9 protein-coding genes are annotated in these 9,295 nt (G+C 48.0%); 4 read left to right on the top strand and 5 right to left on the bottom strand.

The features are described 5' to 3' along the window. The first annotated feature begins 8 nt into the window (after positions 1–8). The 4 genes from L6468_RS14740 (at position 9) to L6468_RS14630 (ending at position 4,079) form a co-directional block, all read left to right on the top strand. Positions 9–2,750: an ABC transporter permease subunit gene (locus L6468_RS14740; RefSeq protein ID WP_284438408.1), complete on the top strand. Its 2,742-nt coding sequence runs from the start codon at positions 9–11 to the stop codon at positions 2,748–2,750. 5 nt (positions 2,751–2,755) lie between these two features. Then, entirely contained in the window at positions 2,756–3,481 is a 726-nt protein-coding gene (locus L6468_RS14620) for a TraX family protein (RefSeq protein ID WP_091853380.1), read from the top strand. Positions 3,482–3,772: 291 nt separating this feature from the next. Beyond that, the gene (locus tag L6468_RS14625) at positions 3,773–3,913 is read left to right on the top strand and encodes a hypothetical protein (protein WP_176756963.1); all 141 of its coding nucleotides are present in this window, start codon (positions 3,773–3,775) and stop codon (positions 3,911–3,913) included. Between the two features lie 19 nt (positions 3,914–3,932). Next, the gene (locus tag L6468_RS14630) at positions 3,933–4,079 is read left to right on the top strand and encodes a hypothetical protein (RefSeq protein ID WP_176756962.1); all 147 of its coding nucleotides are present in this window, start codon (positions 3,933–3,935) and stop codon (positions 4,077–4,079) included. Between the two features lie 183 nt (positions 4,080–4,262). Here L6468_RS14630 and L6468_RS14635 read toward each other — a convergent pair whose 3' ends face one another. From L6468_RS14635 to L6468_RS14655, 5 genes are all read right to left on the bottom strand, one after another. Beyond that, positions 4,263–4,574 (bottom strand): helix-turn-helix domain-containing protein, encoded by a 312-nt coding sequence (locus L6468_RS14635; protein ID WP_237793886.1) that lies wholly within the window; start codon positions 4,572–4,574, stop codon positions 4,263–4,265. Between the two features lie 115 nt (positions 4,575–4,689). After that, positions 4,690–5,589, bottom strand: a complete 900-nt coding sequence (locus L6468_RS14640) for a restriction endonuclease (RefSeq protein WP_091852721.1) — start codon at positions 5,587–5,589, stop codon at positions 4,690–4,692. Between the two features lie 60 nt (positions 5,590–5,649). After that, a complete protein-coding gene (locus L6468_RS14645; RefSeq protein ID WP_237793888.1) occupies positions 5,650–6,447 on the bottom strand; it encodes a hypothetical protein in 798 nt (265 codons plus the stop codon). 39 nt (positions 6,448–6,486) lie between these two features. Then, positions 6,487–7,650, bottom strand: coding sequence for an HNH endonuclease family protein (locus L6468_RS14650; protein WP_237793890.1), 1,164 nt, complete (start codon positions 7,648–7,650; stop codon positions 6,487–6,489). 2 nt (positions 7,651–7,652) lie between these two features. Continuing rightward, the gene (locus L6468_RS14655) at positions 7,653–8,792 is read right to left on the bottom strand and encodes an adenine-specific methyltransferase EcoRI family protein (protein ID WP_237793892.1); all 1,140 of its coding nucleotides are present in this window, start codon (positions 8,790–8,792) and stop codon (positions 7,653–7,655) included. Positions 8,793–9,295: the final 503 nt, after the last annotated feature.

The following is a 9,295-nucleotide window of genomic DNA, read 5'->3' on the forward strand; positions in this document are numbered from 1 at the left end:
AAAGCGTTATGGATATGTTTAGCAATGTGGCAGAGAGCTTCAGCAACAACCTGATAGTAGAGGATCGCTACCGCATGATTCTCGACGGTCTGCAGGTGACGCTGCTTATCACATTATGTGCCGCCGTGCTGGGTACGATACTGGGCGGACTGGTGTGCTGGATGCGCATGAGCCGCCGCCGATGGCTGCAGCAAGTGGCACGGGTGTATATCGACTTGATGCGGGGCACGCCGGTGCTGGTGCTGCTCATGCTGATGTACTATGTGGTGATGGCACCAGTGGATGCTACCGGCATCGTGGTGGCCATCGTCACCTTCGCCATGAACACTGCGGCCTACATCAGCGAGATGCTGCGGACCACCATCCAAGGCATCGACCGCGGACAGACGGAGGCGGGCCTGGCCTTGGGCTTCACCCCGAGACAGACGTTCCTGAAGATTGTGCTGCCACAGGTGGTCCGTGCGGTGATGCCCGTCTATCAGGGTGAGATTATCAGTCTGCTGAAGGGTACGAGCATCGTAGGCTACATTGCCGTGGCCGACATGACGCGCGCCTCGGACCTGATACGCTCGCGCACGTTCGATGCCTTCTTCCCCCTCATCGTGACGGCCGTTATCTATTTCGTTATGGCATGGCTCATCGGAATGCTGCTCCAGTCACTGGTGCAGCGTCGGCACACGAAGGCCATCGTGGCCGCCCTGATGCTGACGCTGTTTGGTCTGGCAGGCTACGTGCCAACAATAGTTAATGACGGGGAAAACGTCACCCAAACGGGCGACCAGAAGGATATCCCCCCCGTATTCAAGGCCCTATCGGGCAAGCGCGTGGCCGTCATCATCGGCAGTGTCCAGGACATTGCCGTCACCGACATGGTTCCCGATGCCGACATCCTGCGCTTGACCACGCAGACCGATATGCTGGCCGCCTTGGAGAACGGCAAGGTGGATGTGGCGGGCAGCGAGAGCCTGACGCTGGTATTCAGCAAGGAAATTGCTGCCAAGGTGGACTCTGTAAACGCAGGGATGCAACCAGTTCCGATAGCAGCCTGCTTCCGTTTAGACAATACCGAGTTGCAGCAGGACTTCAACAGTTTCCTGGCCGACATCCGCCGCGACGGCACCTACCAGCAGTTGTACGACCGCTGGCAGCAGGCCGAAGACCCCTCGACTATGGACATCCCCCAGCCGCGCGGCACGGGGCGCACCCTGCGCGTGGCCACCTATCCCACCATGCCGCCGTTCAACTTCATCAGCCAGGGGAGACCATCGGGCTTAGAGCCTGCCCTGCTGACGGAATGGGCCAACCGGAGGAACTGGAAAGTGGAGTATCTCGTGATGGACTTCGCCGCACAGATGCCTGCCGTACAGGCGGGCAAGGCCGACCTAGCCATGGGAGCCATCAGCATCACCGAGGAGCGGCAGAAACAGGTGCTCTTCTCCGACGGCTATTTCGATTCGCACATCTTGTTCATCACGCGCAAGGGCGAGGCTGGGATACTCACCAGTCCGTCGCAGCCGTCGGCTGCAGACAATAACGGCAGCCTCATTACTGAGCAAAGCTCGCCTACCCGCCTTTGGCCGTGGGCTGTGGCGCTTATTATTATAATAGGTGGTGGCGCCTGGTTTGTCCGCCGGCGCAGGAATGCTTTCACAAACGGGCAAACCACCAATACCTCCAACGACCGGCAGGAGCCTATCATCAGCATCGCGCACCTGAAGAAGAGCTACGGCAGCCTTGACGTGCTGCACGACATCACCGTAGATATCCGCCAGGGCGAGGTCATCTCCATCATCGGCCCCTCGGGCACGGGCAAGAGCACACTCCTGCGTGCTCTCAACCTGCTCGACCCGCCCACTGGCGGCAGCATCGTCGTCGATGGCGAGGACATCCTTGCTCGGGACTATCCCGCAGACCGCCTGCGCCAGAAGATGGGCATGGTGTTCCAGTCATTCAACCTCTTCGAGCATAAGACGGTGCTGGAGAACGTCATCTTCGCGCCCTGCCAGTTGCGTCGTATGCCAGAGGAAGAGGCACGCAGGGAGGGACTGGCATTGCTGCGCAAGGTGGGACTGGCCGAGAAGGCCGACGTCTATCCGTCGAGCCTCTCCGGCGGACAGAAGCAGCGTGTGGCCATCGCCCGCGCTCTGGCCATGAAGCCCGACGTCATCCTCTTCGACGAACCCACCAGCGCCCTCGACCCGACGATGGTGGGCGAGGTGCTCAGCGTCATCCGCCAGTTGGCCAAGGAGGGCATGACGATGCTCATCGTCACCCACGAGATGAAGTTTGCCCATGATGTAAGCACCCGTATCTTCTTCATGTACGACGGCTATATCCATGAGGACGGCTCGCCCCGGCAGATCTTCGAGTCGCCCGTCCACAGCGCCACCAAGGCCTTCATACAGCGCATCCGCAAGGAGGTGTTTGAGATTGACGGCCCTGACTTCGACTTCCTCGGCATGCACTCAGTTGTCAGTGCCTTCTGCCACAAGTACGGCATCCCTGAGAAGGAAGAGAAGGCCCAGCAGCTGATCGGCAAGATGCTCGACGGCGCGATGGCACCCTACCGCCCCATCACCGTGCGAATCACGCACAGCGAGCAGTCGCTCGTCACGGCCCTCGACTTCATGGTGGAGAAAATGACTGCCACGCCGCTGAACGATGCCCATCGCAGCGAACTCTCCGGGCAGTGCCGCCAGGTTATAGAGGAAGAGACCAAGCGCGGCTTCCGTGTGAAACTGATTATATAAGACAAATGATGTTTAAAGGACTGAGCGGCAACGCACTGAAGGTCATCGCCATCGTCGCCATGACGATCGACCACCTGGCATGGGTGGGCATCGAGACCTATGAGCAGGCAGAGACGCCGACGCAGATATTCCTGCACTGCATCGGACGGCTGACGGCCCCGATGATGATATTCTTCGTGGCCGAGGGCTATCACCACACGCACGACTTCCGCCGCTACCTACGCCGTCTGCTCATGCTGGCCGTGGTAAGCCACTTCGCCTTCTGCTATTTCAACATGTCGGGCTTCAACCCGCTCGGCAACCTGCTCTTCAATGCCACGAGCATCGCCTGGCCGCTGCTCTGGGGGCTGATACTGCTGAAAGTATGGGACATGGAGCGACTTGCCCGATGGCAGAAGGTCGGTGTTACGTTGGTGGCCTGCCTGCTCACCTGCACCTCCGACTGGAGTTGTGCCGCCCCGCTGGCCATACTCATGATAGGCCGGAACCGGGGCTGCTTCCACAAGCAGATGCTCTGGATGATGGCCATCATCTCGCTCTACGCCGTCGCCTTCTTCATATTCCACAGTCCCACCTACGGCATGGTCCACCTGGCCTGCTGGCTGGCAGTACCACTGCTGGCGATGTACAACGGCCAGCGAGGACGGCTGAAGTGGCTCGGCAAGTTCTTCTACTATTACTATCCCGCCCACATGGCGGTAATAGGCCTGCTGGCCCGTTGCTTCCAATAACCGTGAGGTCGGCAACTTCCCTTGTCAACTATGTCCACGATGTGGCAAAAATAAATATTTACCCCACCTCTCACTCAAAACGCCGGAAAAGCCCTGCAGCAAAGGCTTTGAGACCAGTGAGAGGTGCTTTTGACATCTCACCCACCTCTCACTGACCTCTCACTTATCAAGAAATCAAAGATCTTTCCCATGATCTTTCAAAGAAATAATTACGCATTTTCTTTTGTTTTATTTGCGGATTCAAAAATAATGCGTAATTTTGCAGCATACAAACCAATATCAACATGAGTTATGACATATCTCAACCAATTCCACAAGGAAGTGACGGAGCGCAAGATGCAGAAAATAGCCGCATCTCAGCAATCACCGATGAGCTCAAGCGACTTTGCGCAGTATATGAAGCGCAACGTGGAGATTGCGTCGAAGATGTAAACCGCTTCGAGATACCTATATGGCTGCTCTAGGGTTTGAAAAGACATCCCAAGAAGGACGCTTCAGAAACAGTCAATACGAGATATGGGACCTTGTTCCTCGTAATGTACTTGTTGACGAGGAAGGCGACATCTTTGTAGTCGATGCAGAGATTAAGCAACTATAAAAGAATATCAAAACGTCTGTCCCCATGATCTTTCATGGGAAACTGAATAAGGTTTCAAACAAGGAGATTTCCCTAGTTGAATAAGAGAGGGATCAACAAAAATCAGAACTTGCAGACATCGCACTGCAGGTCCTGATTTCTTTTATAAAAAGCAAAATCTTTCCTGATTAATTGGGATATAGCCTATAAAACGGTGAGCGAGATACGCTTACCCAATCCTGCAAAAATACGGAATAAGGTAGATAGCTGGATATCAGCATGACCGTTTTCTATCTTTGAGATATAGCTCTTCTTTGTGCCAATCTTTTCTGCCAACTGCTCTTGAGTAAGACCAGCCAAACGACGTTGCTCTTTTAGACACTCTGCCAAACAGAATGTCTCAGCCTCAGCTTCAAACTTCTCACGAGTTTCAGTGCCACGCTCACCATACTCGGCATTTAACAACTCCTCGAAACTTGTACTCTCCAGAATAGCATTTTTCTTCTTTGTTTCCATTATTTTTCCTCCTTACTTTTAAAATATTCTTGAGAACTGAGAATTCTGTGGGACAGATACTCTAATCACTCCCACTTGTTAAGAAATCAAGTGCCTGTCCCGCTGATCTTTCCATTTATTCATTATTTCCCAAGAACGATATACGCTTCAACGGGAGCATATTCTTGTCATCATCGGTCATTTTGTCGTAGTATTCCTGCCACATCTCGATAAACTCATCACCATCTATCAGTCGTACGAACTTATCACTTCCAGATGCTGCGTTTCTAGCATCAGCAGAGTAACTGCCACTTGTCACAAACAAAGCAATATCTCCTGCCTTCAATACACCCGATAGCGCACGCACATCAGCAGCACCAATAGACGTGTCTGGCTTATGCTTCACCTGTACCTTGATTCTTGGAGTTTGAGCACCGAGAGGATCCAAGTAGGCTATAATGTCAATACCTCCATCTTTGCCCTTTGGCGCCACAAACGGTGTGTAGTATTTCATAGCTCGAAGCAGAGCTGCAACCATATCCTGAAATTCGTATGGACTCTTTGAGACGATATACTGCCTGATGCCAGCACGAGCATCCGACTCCAGCAGGTCGAGATTCATGGCATTATCTTTCTCTGCTGTCTCGTCATTCGGCTCCTCTTCGATGCTTTCCTCCTTAGGATTCAGTCTGCGCCACTCATGATAGGCAGCATTGGCAATATTCATCACCTCTTCAGGCTTCTTTTTCAACACAGCCTCACCCTCTGGTGTCAGATACCAGTTGCCATTCTTCTTCACGATAAAGCCAGCCTTCTGATAGTCGATGGAGTAGAACTGGAAGCTATTCGTCCAGCGGATGTATTTCATCTTTCCTGCTGGTTCCTTTTCCCATTCCGTCAATTCGACGTTATCATTGACAAAAGGATAGAGTTCTTTTGCGGGCATACTCCCGCCTCGCCGACTCATTTCCTTCATCACAGCATACAATGTCTTGGTTGCGCAGGCTTTGGTCCTGCTGAATTGTTCCTTTGCCATACTATTTCACTCTACATTATTCTTTTCTTAAGAATTCCCCAAACCCAAAAGAGCAATTATTTATTTCAAAGATCTATATTGAAATCTTCCGTAATTATTGTATTCTTCTATTGCATCATATTCGTACAAGTCCTCCTTTTGAACCATGTGAAATACAATCTCATTCTTTTTATATATAATTGAACGATAATATCTACTACCTATCATCATTGGACTTTTATCCACTCGTATATTATCTACATACAATCTATTTCTAGCAGTCTTCCATGATGCTAATTTGTAATCATAAGTATAGGGTATGATAAACTCAATAGTGTGTTCTGTTGTGTACGGAGTAAGAGAATAGTTTCCCTCAATAGTTTCATATTTTTTAGGGATTGCCACTTCTTTAACATTCGTCTCAGGAACGACCAAAACCCATTTAGAATAAGGAGGAATAGACATTGTTACACTACTTTCATTTGTTTGTACTGAATTTACAGCATCTTGCACATTATTGAATGTGGTAATTTTTCCTGTTCTTACATCCTTAAACAAATCATTTGTATACCCATCGTACAAAACGAAACTTTTCGACTTATCAATGATAAGACTATTATTGTTCCTGTTTTCGATTTCAAAAATCATACGATGCATATCATCTAAATAGTATTTTATATTGAAGGATTCATAAAAAGCCGTCAAAGTAGTCCTATCACATTTTGCAGCCTTATCCACATTTTCTATTCCATATTCATAATGATTACACGTAACATTCACCGGTGGCAGGGGCTTCGCTGGTGCTGGAATAAATGTCTTAGTACTGCACGAACAGGTAAAAGCTACAATTATCAACAGAAATAACAGATTCTTTTTCATAATAGTAAATATTTAAAATGTTTGACGATGTTATTAGAACTATCTATTTCCTTTTGCTCTATTATGCGTTTTGCAAAGCATCTGGCAGTTCTCTATAGTGGTGGCACCACCTTTACTCCAAGCGGACACGTGGTCTGCGTCCATTTCTGAGAGTTTCCAGATGCGAGTCTTGGTGGCTTCGTGACCAATGGCGCAATAAGGGCAGTTTGATATTCCTTTCATTTCTGCATCATCAGTCTGAAGTTTATATACCTGACGCTTGATCTTTTCATCGAAGACACGTACATTCAGAAGCTTTGTGTCCTGCTCACCTCCAAGCACATATTCAAAGATGCCACTCTTGTTCTCCACTTGTGGGTCATCCAGCAGTTCTGCTACACGTTCGTCCACCTTTTGCGGGTCGTATGGCTGCTTATGGTAGGTTTCATAGAGTCGGCCCCATTCCAACCCCTTCATTTTATCGTATGGTGTTGGGAAAACGCTGTTCACCCAACCAAGGACGGCATTAAAATAGGTTTTAAGCTCAGTGATATTATCATCGCGACGATGTTGTTTCATATAGTCGCTGATATTGCCCTTGCTCACCCAATCAAGAGCCCTCTCCAAGAAATCCTGGCGATTAGCTGTACCATTAATGAAATGACTCCACATCTGAATATGGGCATTCTGAGAATTACTGAACTCTTCCTTGGCTTTTGTCACAAAAGGTCCACTGAAGACAGCATTGAGCAGTTCCTGGGGTTTCAAAGGAACGCCCGCAATATTGATGGTCCTAAACCATTCCTTTATTTCTGATTCCGTACCCTCACAGATATAGATAAGCAACTTGGTCTTTAAGATCTTCTCACGTTTATCTGTAGCAATGCTATTGATGTCTTGAGGAATACCGCTTTCATCAATAATGCTCAATACACCTTCTACGAAACGACCCAACGAAGTGATACGCTGTTGACCATCTAGCACCTCAAACTTATCGTCACCCACCTTATTGAAATATATCAGACCAATGGGGTAACCTTTCAGCACAGAGTCAATCACGGCTACGTCTTTTTTTCCATCGGCATAAATGTAGTTGCGCTGATACTCAGGCTGGATAGTCAGCTTGCCAGACAGACCATAAAGACCTTTGCCCTCCAACTCGTTATAGTGGAATCCTTTGCAGATGTCCTCTACTGTAATGTCCGTTCGTAGTTCAGTATTCATAGTTATTGTTTTTTACGGATGAGTATTCTGGCGTATGGCTTTACGGGATAGCCATCTTCCATGTAGTATAATTGTCCTTTGCGAAGGCTGGGATTCATCTTCTTGTATTCAGGTGGAAAAGGCTTTAATCCTAACTCCTTGCCTGAGTCGCCTTCAGCTATTCCTATTATCTCAAATTGCTCTGGACAGTATTTATCAAGAAAAGACTTTGGTACGCCCATAATGCCATCATAATCAGAAGGAATTGCATCCGTATAAGGAATCTCTATAGCATCATAATTGTCGTAGTGAATATAATCTTGCCTTCCTTTGATTTCTTTATGCCGACTAAACTTAAGATTCTCAGAAGCAGACATTAATGGGATCGGTTGATGACGACGACCATGCTCAAGATTAGTAAACCAACAAGAGTTTCCTAACCTTGTATAATTTCCGACATACCCCATTCGTTCTGCTTTTGCTTTATCGCTATCAGAAACTATAGAACCTTCAGGAACAGCAAATACCATATCATTTCCATTACCCGTAGCACCAAGCCAAATCTGATTGTCTTTAATTTGTGGAAATACCTCTTTATATGTTACAGCATTCATATTTCCAATAATCAAGAACTTCTTGTTCGCGTCCATAATCCATGCCAAGAACTCCCGAAATAACGAGAACGGTGGATTAGTCACGATTATATCCGCTTCGTCTCTCAGTTTGCAGACCTCTCTACTACGAAAGTCACCATCACCTTCAAGATAAGTCCACTCAATATCCTGATAATCTATGCGGCCATCACCCGTTTTGTCTCTTTCCAACACAAAGATTTTTCCATGCGTCTGAGTCTTTGCCGCATCGAATTTAGGATCATCAGCCTCGAAAAGTGATGGCTGATAACCATACTTATACTTCTTTGATTCTGGCGCGTAACTGGTAGAAATGAGTTTTTTCAGTCCAAGAGTCTGGAATTTCTGCGCAAAGAACTTAGTGAAGTTGCTCCATTCTGGGTCGTCACAAGGCAAAAGTACCGTCTTTCCACGAAACACGTCCTTGTCATACTCCAGATAGGCATTCACCTCCACCTCAATATCATGATACTGCGTATAAAACTCATCATTCTTCGCAGTTTTAGCGTTTGATAGGTTCTGATTAGCCATCTATGCGTTTTAAGTGCACTACTGACTTATCGGGCTTGTAGATAGACAAAACTACGAGGCTTCAGGACATAGAAAAAGCGTGAACCGCCTTATCTACATCTTGAGGCCGTGAGAATTGCCCATTCGTACCGATAAGTCATGTCCACGCCATACAGCGCAGACACTAGTGACCATCTTTGGTACGAATTATCTCAGAAATTTCTCACGTTTCAAGATGTACCGAATAATCAGCTAATGCTGTTATTATTTTACCCTCAAAAATCATACCAGCACCTCCTCCGAGGCTTCGTGCCGATACTTGATTGCAAAGATACGAATAAGCAAGGACAAAACAAAATAAAAAGGAAATTTTTTGTCTATATACGAGAATTTTACTTTTTTCTATCATCCTCATCAGAATCCCTCAAAACGTCTTTATACAAAAGGGATGCAAGAGATTGAGGATGCTCTTCATCCTACACTCACCCTCACCACATCCTACACTGGTCACCTACTCGAAAACG

Source organism: Prevotella communis (genome assembly GCF_022024115.1).
Taxonomy (GTDB): domain Bacteria; phylum Bacteroidota; class Bacteroidia; order Bacteroidales; family Bacteroidaceae; genus Prevotella; species Prevotella communis.